General features: G+C 64.6%; 18 protein-coding genes. 12 read left to right on the forward strand and 6 right to left on the reverse strand.

Features of this window, described 5'->3' with window-relative positions:
* Window positions 1-2 precede the first annotated feature (2 nt).
* The 4 genes from IB258_RS27550 to yjgA all read right to left on the reverse strand — a co-directional run bounded on the left by IB258_RS27550 (window position 3) and on the right by yjgA (window position 3,408).
* On the reverse strand, window positions 3-818 hold the full coding sequence (locus tag IB258_RS27550; protein WP_042797538.1) for an ABC transporter ATP-binding protein: 816 nt from the start codon (window positions 816-818) through the stop codon (window positions 3-5).
* Window positions 818-1,822 (reverse strand): ABC transporter substrate-binding protein, encoded by a 1,005-nt coding sequence (locus tag IB258_RS27555; protein ID WP_054458367.1) that lies wholly within the window; start codon window positions 1,820-1,822, stop codon window positions 818-820. Before IB258_RS27555 ends, IB258_RS27550 begins: the two co-directional genes overlap by 1 nt.
* A gap of 337 nt (window positions 1,823-2,159) precedes the next feature.
* Window positions 2,160-2,837: an alpha/beta hydrolase gene (locus IB258_RS27560; protein ID WP_054458369.1), complete on the reverse strand. Its 678-nt coding sequence runs from the start codon at window positions 2,835-2,837 to the stop codon at window positions 2,160-2,162.
* A gap of 19 nt (window positions 2,838-2,856) precedes the next feature.
* Entirely contained in the window at window positions 2,857-3,408 is a 552-nt protein-coding gene (gene yjgA / locus IB258_RS27565) for a ribosome biogenesis factor YjgA (protein ID WP_054458370.1), read from the reverse strand.
* A 58-nt stretch (window positions 3,409-3,466) separates the two neighbouring features.
* On the opposite strand from yjgA, the gene pmbA reads away from it, so the two are divergent.
* From pmbA to erpA, 12 genes are all read left to right on the forward strand, one after another.
* Entirely contained in the window at window positions 3,467-4,831 is a 1,365-nt protein-coding gene (gene pmbA, locus IB258_RS27570; protein WP_054458372.1) for a metalloprotease PmbA, read from the forward strand.
* Window positions 4,832-5,051: 220 nt separating this feature from the next.
* Window positions 5,052-6,149: a TRAP transporter substrate-binding protein gene (locus tag IB258_RS27575; RefSeq protein WP_054458374.1), complete on the forward strand. Its 1,098-nt coding sequence runs from the start codon at window positions 5,052-5,054 to the stop codon at window positions 6,147-6,149.
* A 256-nt stretch (window positions 6,150-6,405) separates the two neighbouring features.
* On the forward strand, window positions 6,406-7,560 hold the full coding sequence (locus IB258_RS27580; protein ID WP_054458376.1) for an ABC transporter substrate-binding protein: 1,155 nt from the start codon (window positions 6,406-6,408) through the stop codon (window positions 7,558-7,560).
* Between the two features lie 169 nt (window positions 7,561-7,729).
* Window positions 7,730-8,611, forward strand: coding sequence for a branched-chain amino acid ABC transporter permease (locus IB258_RS27585; protein ID WP_054458379.1), 882 nt, complete (start codon window positions 7,730-7,732; stop codon window positions 8,609-8,611).
* A gap of 3 nt (window positions 8,612-8,614) precedes the next feature.
* Entirely contained in the window at window positions 8,615-9,490 is an 876-nt protein-coding gene (locus IB258_RS27590) for a branched-chain amino acid ABC transporter permease (protein WP_054458380.1), read from the forward strand.
* On the forward strand, window positions 9,483-10,271 hold the full coding sequence (locus IB258_RS27595) for an ABC transporter ATP-binding protein (RefSeq protein ID WP_054458382.1): 789 nt from the start codon (window positions 9,483-9,485) through the stop codon (window positions 10,269-10,271). The genes IB258_RS27590 and IB258_RS27595 overlap by 8 nt, the downstream gene beginning before the upstream one ends.
* On the forward strand, window positions 10,268-10,978 hold the full coding sequence (locus IB258_RS27600; protein WP_054458384.1) for an ABC transporter ATP-binding protein: 711 nt from the start codon (window positions 10,268-10,270) through the stop codon (window positions 10,976-10,978). The genes IB258_RS27595 and IB258_RS27600 overlap by 4 nt, the downstream gene beginning before the upstream one ends.
* A 299-nt stretch (window positions 10,979-11,277) precedes the next feature.
* Complete coding sequence (rplM, locus tag IB258_RS27605) at window positions 11,278-11,706, forward strand: 50S ribosomal protein L13 (RefSeq protein ID WP_013391412.1); 429 nt, start codon at window positions 11,278-11,280, stop codon at window positions 11,704-11,706.
* A gap of 9 nt (window positions 11,707-11,715) precedes the next feature.
* The gene (gene rpsI, locus IB258_RS27610; protein ID WP_006217310.1) at window positions 11,716-12,108 is read left to right on the forward strand and encodes a 30S ribosomal protein S9; all 393 of its coding nucleotides are present in this window, start codon (window positions 11,716-11,718) and stop codon (window positions 12,106-12,108) included.
* Between the two features lie 214 nt (window positions 12,109-12,322).
* A complete protein-coding gene (gene argC, locus IB258_RS27615; protein ID WP_054458385.1) occupies window positions 12,323-13,387 on the forward strand; it encodes an N-acetyl-gamma-glutamyl-phosphate reductase in 1,065 nt (354 codons plus the stop codon).
* Between the two features lie 44 nt (window positions 13,388-13,431).
* Window positions 13,432-14,178, forward strand: a complete 747-nt coding sequence (locus tag IB258_RS27620) for a DUF6776 family protein (protein ID WP_054458387.1) — start codon at window positions 13,432-13,434, stop codon at window positions 14,176-14,178.
* Between the two features lie 86 nt (window positions 14,179-14,264).
* Complete coding sequence (gene erpA, locus IB258_RS27625; protein WP_013391415.1) at window positions 14,265-14,636, forward strand: iron-sulfur cluster insertion protein ErpA; 372 nt, start codon at window positions 14,265-14,267, stop codon at window positions 14,634-14,636.
* 67 nt (window positions 14,637-14,703) lie between these two features.
* On the opposite strand, the gene IB258_RS27630 is transcribed toward erpA, so the two are convergent.
* Complete coding sequence (locus IB258_RS27630; protein ID WP_370539861.1) at window positions 14,704-15,825, reverse strand: anhydro-N-acetylmuramic acid kinase; 1,122 nt, start codon at window positions 15,823-15,825, stop codon at window positions 14,704-14,706.
* A gap of 76 nt (window positions 15,826-15,901) precedes the next feature.
* On the reverse strand, window positions 15,902-17,311 hold the full coding sequence (locus IB258_RS27635) for a M23 family metallopeptidase (protein WP_054458392.1): 1,410 nt from the start codon (window positions 17,309-17,311) through the stop codon (window positions 15,902-15,904).
* Window positions 17,312-17,399: the final 88 nt, after the last annotated feature.

Here is a 17,399-nt window from a genome sequence, read left to right on the forward strand (position 1 = left end):
GGTCAACCCTCCACGTGGACATCGAGCTCGTCCCACAGCTGTTTGAAGTAGGTATTGAATTCCGGCCGCGAGCGCGCCTGGAATGGCGTCGGCCGTGCCTGGCCGTCGCCGTAATGGATGCGGTACTGGCTCTTCAGGCGGCCGGGACGGCGCGACAGCACGATCACACGGTCGGTCATGGCGATGGCTTCGCCGATGTCGTGGGTGACCAGCACCACGGTCTTGCCTTCGCGCCTCAGGATGTCCACCACTTCGTCGGAGATTGCCAGCCGGGTCTGCGAATCCAGCGCCGAGAAAGGCTCGTCCAGCAGGATCACGTCCGGCTCGGTGACCAGGGTGCGGGCCAGCGCGGCGCGCTGCCGCATGCCGCCCGACAACTGGCGCGGCGTGTGCGACAGGAACGCGCCCAGTCCGCATTTCTCCAGCAGATGCACGGCGCGCGCCTCGCTGCGCGCATCGCGCCGGCCCTGGATCTCCGCGCCCAGCATGACGTTGTCCAGGATGGTGCGCCACTCGAACAGGTAGTCCTGCTGCAGCATGTAGCCGATGCGCGGATTGGGCTTGGTCACGGCCTGGCCGTCTATCATCACGGCGCCCGAGGTCGGCGGAATCAGGCCGGCGATCAGCGACAGCAGGGTGCTCTTGCCGCAGCCGCTTTGCCCGATCAGGCTGACGAATTCGCCCGCCGCCAGCGTGAACGACACATTCGACAGCGCCTCCGTCTCGCCTTCCTGGGTGAAATAGGAAAGACAGACCTCGCGCAGTTCGATCTTCGCCGTGGCGGTGTCCGGCTTCAGGTTGTGGATAACGGCGCCCATCATTGGGCCTTCTTCGCGAAGTCGGTCACCACCACGTCCTCGTACTTCACGCGGGCGTTGTCCTTCATGACCGCGCTGGCGATCAGCATGTCCTGCAACTGGTTCATGGCTTCGGCCGTCACCAGCGGCGTGGTCTTCCAGATCTGGTACTTCTTGTAGCGCTCGATGGCCTCGGTTACCGCGGCCTGGTCCATGCCGGGGAAGTAAGTCATGATCTGCGGCGTCAGCGTGGCCGCGGGCGTGTCCTTCACGTATTTTTCGGCGCGCGCCACCACGTCGGTCCAGGCCTGGATGACCTTGGGATTGTCGCGGATGTACTTGTCGGTGGCGGTGAAAACGGTGTAGTCCACCTGGCCGACTTCGTGGCCCACCGAGGCGACGATGTAGCCCTTGCCGTTGCGCACCAGTTCGCCGGCCTCGGGTTCAAGAAAGATGCCGTATTCGCCCTGGCCGGCCATCCAGGCGCCCGCGCGCGCGGGAATGCCGATATTGTTCAGCAGCTTCACGTCCTTTTGCGGATCCACGCCATGCTTGCGCAGCGCCGTTTCCAGGAACACGATGGGATTGGAGCCGGGGCGAAAGCCGATCACTTCCTTGCCCTTGAGCATGGACCAGTCGAACTTCTCCACCGGCTTGCGCGCCAAGAGGAAGAAGCCGTCGGTGGCGGTCAGACCGGCGAAGATCTTGGGCTTGACCGGGGATTCGCTGTTGTGGACGTAGATGGACGCTTCGGGCCCGATCAGCACGATGTCGGCGCTGCCGGACAGCAGGGCGGTCATGCCCTTGTCGGTGCCTTGCGAGGTCTTCATGGACACGTCCAGGCCGGCGTCCTTGAAGTAGCCCTGCGACAAGGCCACGTACTTGGGCACGTAAAGAATGGACCGCACCACTTCTTCGTAGCGGACCTTCACGGGGGGATTGAGGGCTTCGGCCTGGGCGGCCAGGGGGGCGAACAGCGCGAGCAGCGCCGCAACCGCCAGACGGGGCGATGGCAAGGATTTCACGGGACTTTCTCCTGCGTCTTGAATGCCACGCCGAAACCCGGCGCGACACGGCCAATGGGATGGATCGACAACAACAACAGGGAAGCCCGAACTGCTTGCTCGGGCCGGTAAGGCTTGGATCGAATACTATATTCAATACAAATAGGCGACAAGCTTTTTGCAGTTGGCGTTTTTCTCTATGGACGCAAGAAAGCCAGCCTATGAAAATTCCAGGCTGGGATACCACTTGGTATACAAAATGAAATCGCAGGCCGCCAGGGCCTGCAAGTGGGCGGGCAGGGGCGCCGGGCGCCTATCTGCCGCGATCAGGGCCGCCGGGCGCGGCCCTGCATGGTCCTCAGACCAGGACTTGATTCAGGAACTTGGAGATATCCGCCACTTCCTCGGCGCAGACCGAGTGCGGCATGGGGTAGGTGTGCCATTGCACGTCGTAACCCAGGCGCTGCAGTTCGGCCAGCGAGGCCTGGGCGCGCGGCAGCGACACCACCGGGTCGTACTGGCCGTGGGCCAGGAAGATGGGCGTGTCGTGATTGGCGCTGTGGCGTTCGGCCTCGGCCGTGTCCAGCAGCGGCAGATAGCCCGACAGGCCCATCATGCCCGCCAGCTTTTCCGGCAGGCGGATGCCGGTGTGCAGGGTCATGGCGCAGCCCTGCGAAAAGCCCGCCAGCACGATCTTCGAGGTCGGGATGCCGCGCGCGTTTTCGCGCGCGATCAGCTTGTGGATCGCAGCCTCGGAAGCGCGGATGCCGCTGGCGTCCTCGACGCGCACCAGGTCCATGACCAGGATGTCGTACCAGGAGCGCATCGCCATGCCGTTATTGATCGTCACGCGCTGCACGGGAGCGTTGGGGAATACGAAGCGCACCGACGCGCCGGCCGGCAGGTCCAGCTCCGGCACGATGGGCGCGAAGTCGTTGCCGTCGGCGCCCAGGCCGTGCAGCCAGATCACGGCGTGCGTGGGATTGGGGGCGGTTTCGATCTCGATGCAATCGAGCAGGTCGGTCGGAGCGTTCATGGACGGCGGACGGTGAAAATCAGAGGGTAAGGGTCTTCAGGGCCTGGAACAGCGCGCGGTAGTGCTTCTTCTGCGGCTCCTGGCCTTGCAGCAGGGCGGCGTTGGCCAGCTTTTCCTTGCGGGCGGCGCGGATCAGCGCGCGCAGCTGTTGCACGTCGGCCTGCGGATTGTTATTGAGCAGCCGGGTCAGGGCCTCGTCGTCGTCCAGCAGGCGGTCGCGCAAGGTCTCCAGCCGGTGCATGGCGGCGGTTTCCTCGCGCGAGCCGTTTTCCCAGACGTCGAGCTGGGCGCGGATCTCGTCGGCGGGCGCGTCGCGCATCAGCTTGCCCACGAAGTGAACCTGGCGCCGCTTGCCCTCGCGCCCGGTGGTGCGCTGCGCGGTGCGGATCGCTTCATAGAGGCGCTCCGCCAGCGGCAATTGCTTGAGGCGTTCGGGGGACAGTTCGATCAGCTGCTTGCCCAGGTCCAGCAAGGCGTGCATTTCGCGCTTGACCTGCGACTTGCTGGGACGGTCGTAGCCGTTCTCGTCGTAACCGTCGTCGACGGATTCTTCTTCAATATGGGAATTCATGGAAAACTGCGCAATGACAGACTTGGCTATGATAACCGTCTCTGCAAATTGGACAGCAATGGTTAAAACCTCCTCATCCTTGCCGCTGGCGGCGAATCACGCGCGTTTTTCTGAACTCGTCGAACAAACCCTCGCCTATGCGCGCCAGATCGGCGCCTCCGACGCAGCGGCGGAAGTCTCGGAAAGCCTGGGCCTGTCGGTCTCCGTACGCAAGAACGACATCGAAACCGTCGAACAGACCCGCGACCGTTCGCTGGACCTGACGGTCTACGCCGGCCAGAGCCGCGGTTCGGCCTCCACCTCCGACTTTTCCGAAGCGGCGCTGCGCCAGACGGTCGAAGCCGCCTGGCACATTGCGCGCCACACCGCCGCCGATCCGGCCGCCGGCCTGCCCGACGCCGATCAGCTGGCCACCGAATTCCCCGACCTGGACCTGCACCGCGCCTGGGGCGTGTCCACCGAAGAGGCCGCCGAGCTGGCGCTGCGCGCCGAGCGCGCCGCCCGCGAGGTCGATCCGCGCATCACCAATACCGATGGCGCCACCGTGGGCACCTACGAAGGCCAGTTCGTGATGGGCAACACGCGCGGCTTCCTGGGCGGCTATCCGTACTCGCGCCACAGCCTGTCGGTCGCGCCCATCGCCGGACGCGGCAATGGCATGCAGCGCGACTACTGGTACAGCTCCGAACGCGATCCTGCCAAGCTGGCCTCGCCGGAGGCCATCGGCCGCTACGCCGCCGAGCGCACGTTGTCGCGCCTGTCGGCCCGCCGCATCCGCACCGGCAAGTTCCCCGTCCTGTTCGAAGCGCCCCTGGCGCTGGGGCTGGTGGGCGCCTTGACCCAGGCCGCCAATGGCGGCGCGCTGTACCGCAAGGCCAGCTTCCTGCTGGACGCGCTGGGCAAGCCCGTCTTCCCCGAGCACATCAACCTGACCGAAGACCCGCACATCCGCGGCGCCATGGGCAGCTCGCCCTTCGACGACGAAGGCGTGCGCACGCGCCGCCGCAGCGTGGTGTCGGCCGGGGTGCTGGAAGGCTATTTCCTGTCGTCCTACACCGCCCGCAAACTGGGCATGACGACCACCGGCAACGCCGGCGGTTCGCATAACCTGGTGTTCAGTTCCACCCAGACCCGCCGCGGCGACGACTTCGAAGCCATGCTCAAGAAGATGGGCACGGGCTTTCTCGTCACCGAACTGATCGGCCAGGGCGTGAACTACGTCACCGGCGACTACTCGCGCGGCGCGTTCGGCTACTGGGTGGAAAACGGCCAGATCCAGCACGCGGTGCAGGAAATCACCATCGCCGGCAATCTCGCCGACATGTTCAAGCAGATCGTGGCGGTCGGCGCCGACACGATTTCGCGCGGCACCAAGACCACTGGCTCGATCCTGATCGAGCAGATGGCGATCGCCGGAATCTGACGTCGCTAGAGCGGCGGCCACATCATGGCCGCCGCGGACTTGCACGGCCCCCGGTCCTTGCACTGCTTTGCAGCCCCTGCGCGCTGCCCATTCGCGGACCCGCGTCACCCTCTATTTGCAAACCTTTACCCGCTGTCCTGTTAATGTCGGCCCATATCGGCGTGTAATATCCAGCGGGTATTGCGTGATGTCCCAGGTGTTGCGGTAAAGGAGCAAAGAGATGCAACGACGTTCGTTCTTGAAGCACGCCGGTCTCGGCGCTGTCGCCACCGGAGCCGCCGTCAGCGCGCCCGCGTTCGCGCAGGACATGCCCTCATTGAGCTGGCGCCTGTCTTCCGGCTTCCCCAGCGCCCTGGATCTGCGCATCGGCGCCGGCGAAAGCTTCTGCAAGTTCGTCTCCGAAGCCACGGGCGGAAAGTTCAACATCCGCCATTTCCCCGAGGGCGAGATCGTGCCCGCCGCGGACCTGATGGAAGCGGTCTCCACCAAGAAGGTGGAATGCGGCCATGCCTCGTCCCGCGCCTACTACGCCAAGAACCCCGTCTTCTGCTTCGACGCTGGCGTGCCCTTCGGCCTGAACGCCAGGCAGATGAACGCCTGGATGAGCGAAGGCGGCGGCCTGAGGCTGACCCGCGAACTCTTCAAGCCTGAAAAAATCATCAACTTTCCGCTGGGCAACACCGGCGCCCAGATGGGCGGGTGGTACACCAAGGAAATCAAGCGCGCCGGCGACCTGAAAGACCTGAAAATGCGCGTCGGCGGCCTGGCCGGTGACGTGCTGGCCAAGCTGGGCGTGGCGCCGCAGCAGGCCGATCCCGCCAAGCTGGCCGAAGCCTTCGAGAAAGACGGCCTGCAGGCGGTGGCGGGCGCGGGTCCCTACGATGACGACAAGCTCGGTCTTAATAAGGTTGCTAAGTATTACTACGCACCCGGCTGGTGGGCGCCTGGCGAGCAGCTGTCGCTGTATATCAACGACGAGGCCTGGAACGCGCTGCCCAAGAACTACCAGGCCGTGGTGGATGCCGCCGCACAGGCCGCGCATGCCGCCGCCATCGCCCGCTACGATGCCCGCAACGCGGCCGCTCTGGCCCAATTGACGGCAAACGGCGCGCAAATCCGTACATTCCCGCGGTCCATCATGGACCTGGCGTTCGAGGCCACGCAGCAACTCTACAAGGACTTGGGCGCCAAAGACCCCAGATTCAAGGCGATGCATGATAGTTACATGGGTTTTCGCGACAGCGAAATGCCATGGTTCCGCCTGACCGAAAGCGCCTACGACCAATACCTGGGCGTAGCGTTATCGGCCAGAACGTAGGACACTTACGCCTGCCGAATAACATTCGGCCAGCGTTAGGGTTTTTGCTAGTAACCACACGTTTTTTACAAAAAAATGGGCGGTTTGTAGGCTTTTGTTGAATGGCGTTCGAGTAGCCGCCTGATACAAAGGAGTAATATCCCGGGTCTTGACGCGCAAACATGGCGCCTTTAGGCGGCATCCGACGTCAATCCGGCAGGATTACATCAGCCCGGATTACCAATATTCCGAGACAGACTTTAAGGTGGTAACAACCATGCAATCCAAGACCAAGAAGCTGCTGGCCGCGCTGATCGCTGCCGGTATCGTCCCGGCTGCCCATGCGGCCGACATCAAGATCGGCGTGGCCGAAGCCCTGTCGGGCGGCGCCGCCCAGTACGGCGTGTCGATCCGCAACGGTTTCCAGCTGGCCGCTGATGAAATCAACGCCGCCGGCGGCATCAACGGCAACAAGATCGTGCTCGTGGTCGAGGACGAACAAGGCAAGAAAGAAGAAGCGATCAACGTCTTCAAGAAGCTGATCTTCAAGGACAACGTCCTGATGGTCTTCGGCCCGACGCTGTCCAACTCGGCCCAGGCCGCCGACCCGATCGCCCAGGCCGCCAAGACGGTCGCCTTCGGCACCTCCAATACCGCTGACGGCATCACCTCCATCGGCAACTACGTGTTCCGCAACTCGGTCACCGAAGCCGACGTGCTGCCGGCCACCATCGCCACCGTCAAGGCCAAGACCGGCCTGAAGAACGTGGCGGTGCTCTACGGCAACGACGACGTCTTCACCAAGAGCGGCTACGACAACTTCAAGAAGGCCCTGGAAGACCAGAAGATCCCGGTCACGACGACCGAAACGTTCGCCAAGGGCGACGTGGACTTCAAGGCCCAGCTGACCAAGATCAAGGGCACCAACCCCGACGCCATCGTGCTGTCCGCACTGCTGGCCGAAGGCGCCCCGATCATGGTGCAGGCCCGCCAACTGGGCCTGAACGTGCCCGTCATCGGCGGCAACGGCATGAACTCGGTCAAGATTTTCGACCTGGCCCCTGGCGGCGCGTCGAACAATCTGTGGATCGGCAGCCCCTGGTCGATCGAGAACAAGGCTCCCGAGAACGTCAAGTTCATCGACGCCTACAAGGCCAAGTTCAATGGCGCGCCGGACCAGTTCGCGGCCCAGTCGTATGACGCCATGTACATCGCCGCCCAGGCGCTGAAGAACGTCAAGATCTCGGGCGACCTGCCCAAGGATCGCGCAGCCCTGCGCGACGCGCTGCCCGCGGTCACCTGGACCGGCGCCACTGGCCCGTTCAAGTTCCGTCAGGCCAACGACCGCGCCGGCAAGCCCGCCGGCTACGATGCCGACCAGGCTCCCATCGTCAGCGTGACGAAGGACGGCAAGTACGTCATCGAAAAGTAAGCGCTGCGCATCCCCGCGCGGGGGGATGCGCCTTGCGGGCGGCGCGGCCGCTCGCAAGGCGCTTTTTATCGCAGGGCCGTCACCCTAAAAGAAATGCCTCCCCGCCGGGAGGCTCAAGGCCATGCAGTGGGCGCTGCATGGGGCCCTCACAGCTTTGGAAAGTCCCATCATGTTCGAACAACAATTCGTCAATGCCTTGTCGCTGGGCTGTGTGTATGCACTGTTCGCGCTGGGCTTCACGCTGATCTTCGGCGTGCTCGGGGTGATCAACCTGGCGCATGGCGCCGTCTTCATGGTTGGCGCCTACGCGGCACTGTTCGTCGTGCAGCAATTCAGCCTGCCCCTTTGGGCGGGACTGATGGCAGCGTTCTTCGTCGCCGGCTTCACCGGAGTCATCATCGACTACCTGGTGCTCAAGCCGCTGCGCAAGCGCAACGCGCCCCACCTGATCCCCATGATCGCCACCATCGGCGTGGGCATCATCCTGAACAACACCGCCCAGGGCATCTTCGGCGCAAGCAACCTGCGTTTCCCGCACGGCACCGTGCCCGAGGAAGTGATCGAGGTCGCCGGCCTGCACCTGACCGTCATTGAACTGGGCATCATCTTTCTGTCCTTCGCGCTGATGGCCGTGCTGATGTACGTCATGCGCCGCACGCAATTCGGCCGCGCCCTGCGCGCCATCGCCGAATCGCCCAAGGCCGCGTGGTTGCTGGGCATCAACGTCGAAAAACTGTTCGTCACCACCTCGTTCGCCGCGGCTGCCCTGGGCGGCGTGGCCGGCGTGCTGATCGGCCTGTACTCCAACGCGCTGTTCCCCCTGATGGGCCAGCCGATGCTGCACAAGGGCATCGCGGTCATCATCCTGGGCGGCATGGGCGACATCCGCGGCGCCATGCTGGGCGGCCTGTTCCTGGGCTTTGCCGAGGTGCTGTCGGTGGCCTACATCGGCTCCACCATGCGCGATGCGGTGGCTTTCGGCCTGCTGTTCCTGATCCTGCTAGTGCGCCCGCAAGGTCTGTTCGGCAAAGTGGTTCAACGCAAGGCTTAAAGAATGAGCGGATTCGAAAACTTCTGGGCCATTTACGGCAACCTGGTGCTCACGCTGGGCACCAACGCCTTGCTGGCCCTCTCCATCTGGCTGACCCTGGCTTGCGGCATGCTGGCCATGGCCAACGCAGCCTTCATGGGCATCGGGGCGTACACCGCCGCGCTGCTCACCATGAACTACGACGCGCCGTTCTCGGTCGCGCTGGCCGGCGGCATGGCCGCGCCCGCGCTGGTGGCGGCGCTGATCGGCTTGCCGACCTTGCGGCTGTCCGGGGTATATCTCGCCATGGCCACGCTGGGCTTTGGCGAAGTGGTTCGCGTGACCATCCTCAACACCGAGTCCATCACCGGCGGCGCGCTGGGCCTTAACGGCATCCCGCAGCTGACACAGTGGTGGCACGTAGTGCTGTCGGTCGTCATCGTGCTGTTCGTGCTGTGGCGCGTGCGGGCCTCCAAGATCGGACGCTCGTTCGACGCCATCCGCGGCGACGAAACCGCGGCCGGCCTGATGGGCATCGACGTGCGCGCCAACAAGATGCTGGCCTTCGTGGCCGGCGCGATGATCGCGGGTCTGGCCGGCGCCCTGAACGCGCACCTGACCTTCTTCATCGGCCCCAACGAATACGGTTTCGACCGTGGCGTGGAAATCCTGACCATGGCGATCCTGGGCGGCATCGGCGGCCTGGCCGGTCCCGTGCTGGGCAGCTTCATCATTACCGTGCTGCCCGAAATGCTGCGCGGTTTTGCCGATCTGCGCCTGGTCGCGAATGGAGTGATTCTGGTGGTGATTGTGTTGTTCCTGCCGCAAGGCATCTGGGATCCGGCGCGCTTCAAGCGCTGGATGCGCCAAGGACGCCAGGGAGGCAAGCGCCATGCTTGAGCTTTCTTCCGTCTCCAAGAGCTTCGGCGGCCTGCATGTGCTGCATGACGTCAGCCTGTCGGTTCCCGAAGGCGCCATCTTCGGCCTGATCGGCCCCAACGGCGCCGGCAAGACCACGGTCTTCAACCTCATCACCGGCCTGTTGCCGCCCAGCGGCGGCACCATCACGTTCAACGGCCAGAGCGTGCTGGACAAGAAGCCGCACCGCATCACGCGCATGGGCATCGCCCGCACCTTCCAGAACATCCGTCTCTTCAAAGAGATGACGCTGCTGGAGAACGTGGTGGTGGGCGCTTATCGCCACATGAACTACGGCTTCCCCAGCCTGCTGCTGGGCCTGCCGGGTTACCGCGAGCACGAAAAGCGCGCCCGCGAGCGCGCGCACGAACTGCTCACCTGGATGCGCCTGGACCACAAGGCCAACGACCTGGCGGATAACCTGTCCTACGGCGAACAGCGCCGCCTGGAGCTGGCGCGCGCGCTGGCCACCGAGCCCAAGCTGCTGCTGCTGGACGAGCCGGTCGCCGGCATGAACACCGGCGAGCGCGCCGAACTCATGCGCGAGATCCTGGCGATCCGCGACCGCGGCTACACCATCCTCATGATCGAGCACGACATGCGCTTCGTCATGGGCTTGTGCGAGCGCATCGCGGTGCTGAACTTCGGCAAGATCATCGCTTGCGGCGGACCCGACGAGATCCGCAACAACGAACAGGTCATCGAAGCCTATCTGGGCCGCGAAGACGACGAAGACACCGAACAAGCGGAGGCCGCCAAATGAGCGCCATGCTGGAAGTCCGCGGACTCGAGGTCAATTACGGCCACATCGAAGCCGTCCGCGGCATCGACCTGGACCTGAACGCCAAGGAAATCACCGCCCTGGTCGGCGCCAACGGCGCCGGCAAGTCGACCACGCTGCTGGCGCTGTCGGGCCTGCTGCCCAAGGCGCGCGGCAAGATCACTTTCGAAGGCGAGGACATCACCAACCTGCCACCGCACCAGTTGGTGGCGCGCGGTATCGTCCAGGTGCCGGAAGGGCGGGCCATCCTCACCACCATGACCGTGCTCGAAAACCTGGAGCTGGGCGCCTACCGCCGCGGCCTGAAGAACGTCGACTCGGACCTGGAATACGTGTTCAACCTGTTCCCGCGCCTGAAGGAACGGATCACCGGCATCGCCGGCAACCTGTCCGGCGGCGAACAGCAGATGCTGGCCATCGGCCGGGCCCTGATGGCCAAGCCGCGCCTGCTGCTGCTGGACGAACCCTCGATGGGCCTGGCGCCCATCGTGGTGCAGGAAATCTTCCGCTCCCTGCGCGCGATCAACGCCGACGGCCTGACCCTGTTCCTGGTCGAGCAGAACGTGCGCCAGGCGCTGAAGATCGCCCAGCACGGCTACGTGCTGGAGAACGGCGCCATGGCGCTGACCGGCACCGGCCGCGAACTGCTGGGCCATCCGCGCGTGCTGGAAGCCTACCTGGGCGCCTGAACCGGCGCTCCAGGGCGTGCGTCCCTGATTGTTTGGATGTGCCGGCGGCGCCTCAGGGCGCCGTCGGCGTATTTCCAACGCGGATTAAGTTGCCCACTTTTTGAGCAGCTGTGTTAGAATCGCAGGCTTTCCCTCATTTTGGCTAATGCACGGGCGGGTAATAACGCTTAGGCAAGACGCTGATATCGACTGAATATTTGGAAAACCCGACGGGTTCTTTCTTGGATTTCGGTCTAGTTCGGGGGAAAAAAACTGGCTGGATGGTCCAGCCAGGAAAATTTTTATTCTTAGGAACCATCATGAAGACCTTTGTGGCCAAGCCGCATGAAGTCCAACGTGACTGGTTTGTGATCGACGCCAAGGGCAAAGTCCTCGGTCGTGTGGCCAGCGAAGTCGCACGTCGTCTGCGTGGCAAGCACAAACCTGAATTCACGCCGCACGTTGATACCGGTGACTACATCGTCATCGTCAACGCTGCCGATATCGTTGTTACGGGCGCCAAGGCGAAGGACAAGAAGTACTTCCGCCACACGACGTACCCGGGCGGTATCCGTGAAACGAACTTCGAGAAGATGCAAGAGCGTTTTCCCGGCCGCGCCATCCAGAAGGCTGTCAAGGGCATGCTGCCCAAGGGTCCTCTGGGCTACGCCATGATCAAGAAACTGAAGGTGTACGCCGGTGCCGAGCACCCGCACACCGCCCAGCAGCCCAAGACGCTGGATATCTAAGGAAACGCCATGATCGGTAACTGGAATTACGGAACCGGCCGTCGCAAAACCTCGGTGGCTCGCGTTTTCATCAAGAAGGGCACGGGTAAGATCGTTGTCAACGGCAAGCCCGTCGACGACTTTTTCGCCCGCGAAACCGGCCGCATGATCGTGCGCCAGCCGCTGGAACTGACCGGCCACCTGGAATCGTTCGACATCAAGGTCAACGTGCACGGCGGCGGTGAAACCGGCCAGGCCGGCGCAGTCCGTCACGGCATCACGCGTGCCCTGATCGACTACGACGCGACCCTGAAGCCCGCACTGTCGCAAGCTGGCTTTGTCACCCGCGATGCCCGCGAAGTCGAACGCAAGAAGGTCGGCTTCCGCAAGGCACGTCGGCGCAAGCAGTTCAGCAAGCGTTAATACGCTGCTGCAAGAAAAGCCCGCTTCGGCGGGCTTTTTTTCGCACTGTTTGTTCCAGCGCCGGATGCGGTCCGGCCGTTGTACGTCCCGCGCGGAACTCCGCGCATTCCCTCCGGTCGGAAAGAAGGACTGCGGTGCCATTTCGGGCTCTTAGCCGCAACACCCGCTTTCCCGAGCGATACAATCGATCCTCGTTCTACGAAGAGCACACATCATGGCCCAAGCATCGAACACCCGCATCAAGGTTGGTATCGTCGGCGGCACCGGTTACACCGGCGTCGAGCTGCTGCGCTTGCTGTCGCAGCATCCCAATGTGGAATTGACCGCCATCACGTCCCGCAAGGAAGACGGGCTGCCGGTGGCCGACATGTATCCGAACCTGCGCGGCCGCGTGAATATCGCTTTCTCCGCGCCGGAAAAGGCCACGCTGACGGATTGCGACGTCGTGTTCTTCGCGACGCCCCACGGCGTTGCCATGGCCCAGGCCCAGGAACTCATCAATGCCGGCACCAAGGTCATCGACCTGGCCGCGGACTTCCGCCTGCAGGACATCCCCACGTTCGAACGCTGGTACAAGATTCCCCATACCTGCCCGGACATCCTGGCCGAGTCCCAGTATGGCCTGGTGGAGCTGAACCGCGAGGCCATCTCCAAGGCCCGCGTCATCGGCAACCCCGGCTGCTATCCCACCACCGTGCTGCTGGGCCTGGCCCCGCTGCTCGAAGGCGGCAAGAAGCTGATCGATGCGCAAACCCTGATCGCCGACTGCAAGTCGGGCGTCTCGGGCGCTGGCCGCAAGGCGGAAGTGGGCTCGCTCTTCTCCGAAGCCTCCGACAACTTCAAGGCCTACGGCGTGGCTGGCCACCGCCATCACCCGGAAATCGTCGCACAGCTGGAAAAGATCGCTGGCGGCAAGGTTGGCCTGACCTTCGTGCCGCATCTGGTGCCGATGATCCGCGGCATGTTCTCCACCATCTACGCGCGCATCCTGCCCGAGGCCCGCGATACCGACTTCCAGGCCCTGTTTGAACAGCGCTACGCCGACGAACCCTTCGTCGACGTGATGCCCGCCGGCAGCCTGCCGGAAACCCGTTCGGTGCGCGCCTCCAACAACCTGCGCATCGCGCTCAGCCGCCCCGGCAATGGCGACCAACTGATCGTCCTGGTGATCCAGGACAACCTGGTCAAGGGCGCCGCTGGTCAGGCCGTGCAGAACATGAACCTGATGTTCGGCATCCCTGAATCGACCGGCCTGGACCAGGTCGCGATCCTGCCTTGATGTACGCAGGCTTGCGGCCGTAAGGCCGCAAGCCGCCGCTCTTTATGCCCGCCGATTCCTCTACCACGCCCCAGCCTCGCTCCGCCGGCGGATTGGCGCGCGTATTCGTAGGCCTGCTGATCGGCGTGCTGCTGGGCGGTTCCGCCAGTTTTTTCTACGCTCGCAAGCTCTACCGGCCGCAGGATGCCGTGGTGATCAGCGCTCGGCAGGCCGAGGTCCAGGAAGAGGCCATGCGTCAGCAGTCGACCCAGCTGCGTTACACGCAGGGCCAACTGGACACCGCCGACGGCGAACTGGTCATCGAACGCGCCGCGCGCCAGGAACTGGAAACGCAGCTGCGCACGGTCCAGGCCGAGGTCGGCCGGGTCCGCGATCAACTGGCGTTCTATGAGCAGCTGTTGCCGCCGGGCCCCGAGGGTTCGGTGGACATCCGCGGCGTCGAGATCGACCGCAGTGGCGGCGGCCTGCGCTACAAGGTCCTGCTGATGCGCAGCGGCCGCAATGGCGGGTCTCCGTTTTCGGGCGCTTTGCGTTTCCAGGCCACCGGCATCCTGAAGGGCGAGACCGTGAAGGTGGATCTGGCGCCCATGCAGGTCAAGGCCGAATCCGGCTCCGTCGCCATTCCTGGAGACAGCACGCCGACCTCGCCGCTGGCCCTGCAGTTCGACCAGTATCAGCGCAGCCAGGGCATCCTGGCGCTGCCCGACGGATTTGTCCCCGAAAGCGTGACCGTCAGCGTCCTGGAGGGCGACACGGTCCGGGCGTCAAGAAGCGTCAAGCTCGAACTTTGAGTCTGCGCAAGCCCTGCGCTATAGTGACACTATGCGAGCGCCGTTGCCGCTCACCGAAATATGGCCGAACCGGCCAGGAGTGAACCATGAATGCAGTGACCGAAACCGTCGACCTGCAGGCCGCCCCGCCTGCTCCCCTGGTGTTTACCGACTCGGCCGCGGCCAAAGTGAAGGATCTGTTGGCCGAAGAAGGCAATCCTGAGCTGAAGCTGCGCGTTTTCGTGCAGGGCGGAGGCTGTTCGGGTTTCCAGTACGGCTTCACCTTCGACGAAGTCGTGAACGATGACGACACCGTGCTGGACAAGGCTGGCGTGCAACTGTTGGTGGATCCGATGAGCTTCCAGTACCTGGTCGGCGCAGAGATCGACTACAAGGAAGACCTGGAAGGCGCGCAGTTCGTCATCCGCAATCCCAACGCCAGCACCACCTGCGGCTGCGGTTCCTCGTTCTCGGTGTAATCACCCAGGCAGGAAAAGCAAAAGCCCTTCGGCGCGCCGAAGGGCTTTTTGCATGGGCGTGCGGTTTTCAGGCGGGATAGAGCGCGCCCAGGATGCGCGGGCCACGCGCGCCGGTGACGGCGGGCAGGCCCGCCGGCCTGCGCTGCACGAAGGCCTGCGCCAGCCAGGCGAACGCCAGGGCCTCGACTTCCTGCGCCGGCACGCCCAGCGCATCGGTGGCGTGCACGGGCCGCTGCAGGCAGTAGGCCAGCTCACGCATCAGGCCCGGATTGCGTGCGCCGCCGCCACAGACGAAGACTTCCTGCGTGCCCGCCGCGGCCGCATCGACGGCATTGGCGACCGTGCGCGCGGTCAGGCGTTGCAGCGTGGCCTGCACGTCTTGCGGCGCAGGCTTGGGGCCGTCGAACGCGGCCAGGCGGTCGTCCAGCCATTGCATGTTGAACAGGTCGCGCCCGGTGGACTTGGGCGGGGGCAGGGCGAACCAGGGTTCGCTGGCCAGCATTTGTTCCAGCAGCGGCGCCAGCACCTGGCCGGTCGCGGCCCAGCGGCCATCCGCGTCATAAGGCCGACCCAGGTGACGCTGGCACCAGCCATCCAGCAGGACGTTGGCGGGTCCCGTGTCGAAGCCGCGGGGCGCATGCCCCGGCTCCAGCAGCGTCACGTTGGCGATGCCGCCCAGGTTGAGGACGGCGCGGCCTTGCGGCGCGCCGAAGATGGCACCGTGGAAGGGCGGCACCAGCGGCGCACCCTGGCCGCCCGCGGCCACGTCGCGGCTGCGGAAATCCGCCACCACGTCGATGCCGGCCAGTTCCGCCAGCACGGCGGGGGCATTGAGTTGCACGGTGTAGCCCAGGTCGGGCCGGTGCCGGACCGTCTGGCCGTGGGCGCCGATGGCGGTCACGTCGCCGGCCGCGACGCCGGCCTGCTGCAACAGGGCCGCCACGGCCTGGGCATACAGGCGGGCGAGGGCGTTGGCGGCCAGCGCGGCGCGGGCCAGCTCGTCGTCGCCGAATTGATTCAGGGCCAGCAGTTCGCGCCGCAGGTCCGCAGGCATGGGCAGGCTGGCGCTGGCGAGCACGGCTGGCGCCGCGCCGTCGTCCAGGCGCACCAGCACGCCGTCCACGCCGTCCACGCTGGTGCCTGACATCAGTCCGATATAGAGCTGAGCGTTAGTTGTGGAAGGATTCACGAGAGCCTCGAAAAAGAAAAAGCGGCCGCGCAACTGAGAGTGCGGGGCCGCCTTTGACGGGGACGTTAGGCCGGCTTTAGCGGCTGGCCACGTTGGTCAGCGCGTCGGGCAGGGTCTGCTGGAACTCGGTCAGCAGCTGGATCTGCGCCTTGTACGGAGCCACGGCCTGGTTGAAGGCGCGGACTTCGGCGGGTTCCAGGCTGCGGGCGACCGGCAGGTCCACCGACAGCGGATCGATCGGCTGGTTGTCCACGCGGAATTCATAGTGCAGGTGCGGGCCGGTGGCCCAGCCGGTGGCGCCGACATAGCCCAGCAACTGGCCTTGCGAGATCTTCGAACCCTTGGTGATGCCTTCGGCGATGCGGCTCTGGTGGGCGTACAGCGTCGAATACTTGCCGTGGTGCTTGACGATGACGACGTTGCCGTAGCCGTTCTGCCAGCCGGAGAATTCCACCGTGCCGTCAGCGGTAGAGTGGATCGGCGTGCCGGAAGGCGCCGCGTAGTCCACGCCCTTGTGTCCCGTCCAGGTCTTGTGGATGGGGTGCATGCGCATGCCAAAGGTGGAGCTGATGCGGCTGAATTTCAGGGCGGTGCGCAGGAACGCGCCGCGCAGGCTGGTGCCGTCGAAGTCGTAGTATGAACCGCTCTTTTCGTCGGGGCTGAACCAGACGGCGTTGTAGGTCTTGTCGCCGTTGATGAATTCCAGCGCCAGCACTCGGCCGGCGCCGGCGTAGCGGCCGTCGTGCGAACGCACTTCGTAGACCACGCGGAATTTGTCGCCCTGGCGCAGGTCGCGCAAGAAGTCGATCTTGGCGCTGAGGATGTCGGCCATCTGCATGGTGACCGAGTCCGGGATGCCGGCGGCGTCGGTGGCGCCGAACAGCGACGAACGGATCGTGCCCACGGCGACGCGGGTCTGGCGTTCGGTGCTTTCGGTGATTTCCTCGGCCTTGTAGCTGTCGCCTGCCGGCGCGACGTGCAGCATGCGCGTCACGACCTGGCCGTCCGTCTCGTTGCCGGGGGTGTGGATGTAACGCAGCCAGATCAGGTTGCCGGCTTCGTCCGTCGCGGCTTGCACCGAGCGGCCCGGGTACAGCTTGTAGATGCTGCGGGCGCTGGCTTCGTGCGTCAGGAAGGTCTGCAGGCTGGGCGCGTCGAGTTCCAGGCGTTGCAGCACCGCGGCCAGCGTGTCGCCGGCGCGGATCCGGGTTTCGCTGATATAGGGAGCGGCACTGGGAGTGCTGACTTCGACTTGCTCGGCGCTTAGCGGCAGGACGCTGCTGATGATGCGCGAAGGGGGGAGTTCAGTGCGGTCGGGTTGCTGCACCATGCCGAGGGCGGCGGCGCCAGCGAACAGACCAATTGCGGTGACGAGGAGAGTGCGGCGGAAAAGTCCCGAGCGCTGGGGCTTGGGCTCGCCGGGCGCAAACACGGCAGCAACTTTGCGTTTGATGCTACTCGCCATTTCGTGGAGGCCACGATTCATCGTGAAGATACCCTCTCAGGTGGCTTGAGCTCGCAGGGTGCGTGACACGAACGGCCCTCGCGCGCACATTTCGGGGCAAGGGCTGGCG

It is taken from the genome of Achromobacter sp. ACM02 (assembly GCF_014851605.1).
In the GTDB taxonomy this organism is placed as follows: domain Bacteria; phylum Pseudomonadota; class Gammaproteobacteria; order Burkholderiales; family Burkholderiaceae_B; genus Achromobacter; species Achromobacter aegrifaciens.

Bases quoted from the DNA above. Each gene is read 5' to 3' on its own strand.
- argC (WP_054458385.1), top strand. From the start codon at position 12,323: ATGGCCCAAGCATCGAACACCCGCATCAAGGTTGGTATCGTCGGCGGC.
- IB258_RS27560 (WP_054458369.1), bottom strand. From the start codon at position 2,837: ATGAACGCTCCGACCGACCTGCTCGATTGCATCGAGATCGAAACCGCC.
- rpsI (WP_006217310.1), top strand. From the start codon at position 11,716: ATGATCGGTAACTGGAATTACGGAACCGGCCGTCGCAAAACCTCGGTG.
- IB258_RS27620 (WP_054458387.1), top strand. From the start codon at position 13,432: ATGCCCGCCGATTCCTCTACCACGCCCCAGCCTCGCTCCGCCGGCGGA.
- erpA (WP_013391415.1), top strand. From the start codon at position 14,265: ATGAATGCAGTGACCGAAACCGTCGACCTGCAGGCCGCCCCGCCTGCT.
- IB258_RS27580 (WP_054458376.1), top strand. From the start codon at position 6,406: ATGCAATCCAAGACCAAGAAGCTGCTGGCCGCGCTGATCGCTGCCGGT.
- rplM (WP_013391412.1), top strand. From the start codon at position 11,278: ATGAAGACCTTTGTGGCCAAGCCGCATGAAGTCCAACGTGACTGGTTT.
- IB258_RS27575 (WP_054458374.1), top strand. From the start codon at position 5,052: ATGCAACGACGTTCGTTCTTGAAGCACGCCGGTCTCGGCGCTGTCGCC.
- IB258_RS27600 (WP_054458384.1), top strand. From the start codon at position 10,268: ATGAGCGCCATGCTGGAAGTCCGCGGACTCGAGGTCAATTACGGCCAC.
- IB258_RS27590 (WP_054458380.1), top strand. From the start codon at position 8,615: ATGAGCGGATTCGAAAACTTCTGGGCCATTTACGGCAACCTGGTGCTC.
- pmbA (WP_054458372.1), top strand. From the start codon at position 3,467: ATGGTTAAAACCTCCTCATCCTTGCCGCTGGCGGCGAATCACGCGCGT.
- IB258_RS27550 (WP_042797538.1), bottom strand. From the start codon at position 818: ATGGGCGCCGTTATCCACAACCTGAAGCCGGACACCGCCACGGCGAAG.
- IB258_RS27595 (WP_054458382.1), top strand. From the start codon at position 9,483: ATGCTTGAGCTTTCTTCCGTCTCCAAGAGCTTCGGCGGCCTGCATGTG.
- yjgA (WP_054458370.1), bottom strand. From the start codon at position 3,408: ATGAATTCCCATATTGAAGAAGAATCCGTCGACGACGGTTACGACGAG.
- IB258_RS27635 (WP_054458392.1), bottom strand. From the start codon at position 17,311: ATGAATCGTGGCCTCCACGAAATGGCGAGTAGCATCAAACGCAAAGTT.
- IB258_RS27585 (WP_054458379.1), top strand. From the start codon at position 7,730: ATGTTCGAACAACAATTCGTCAATGCCTTGTCGCTGGGCTGTGTGTAT.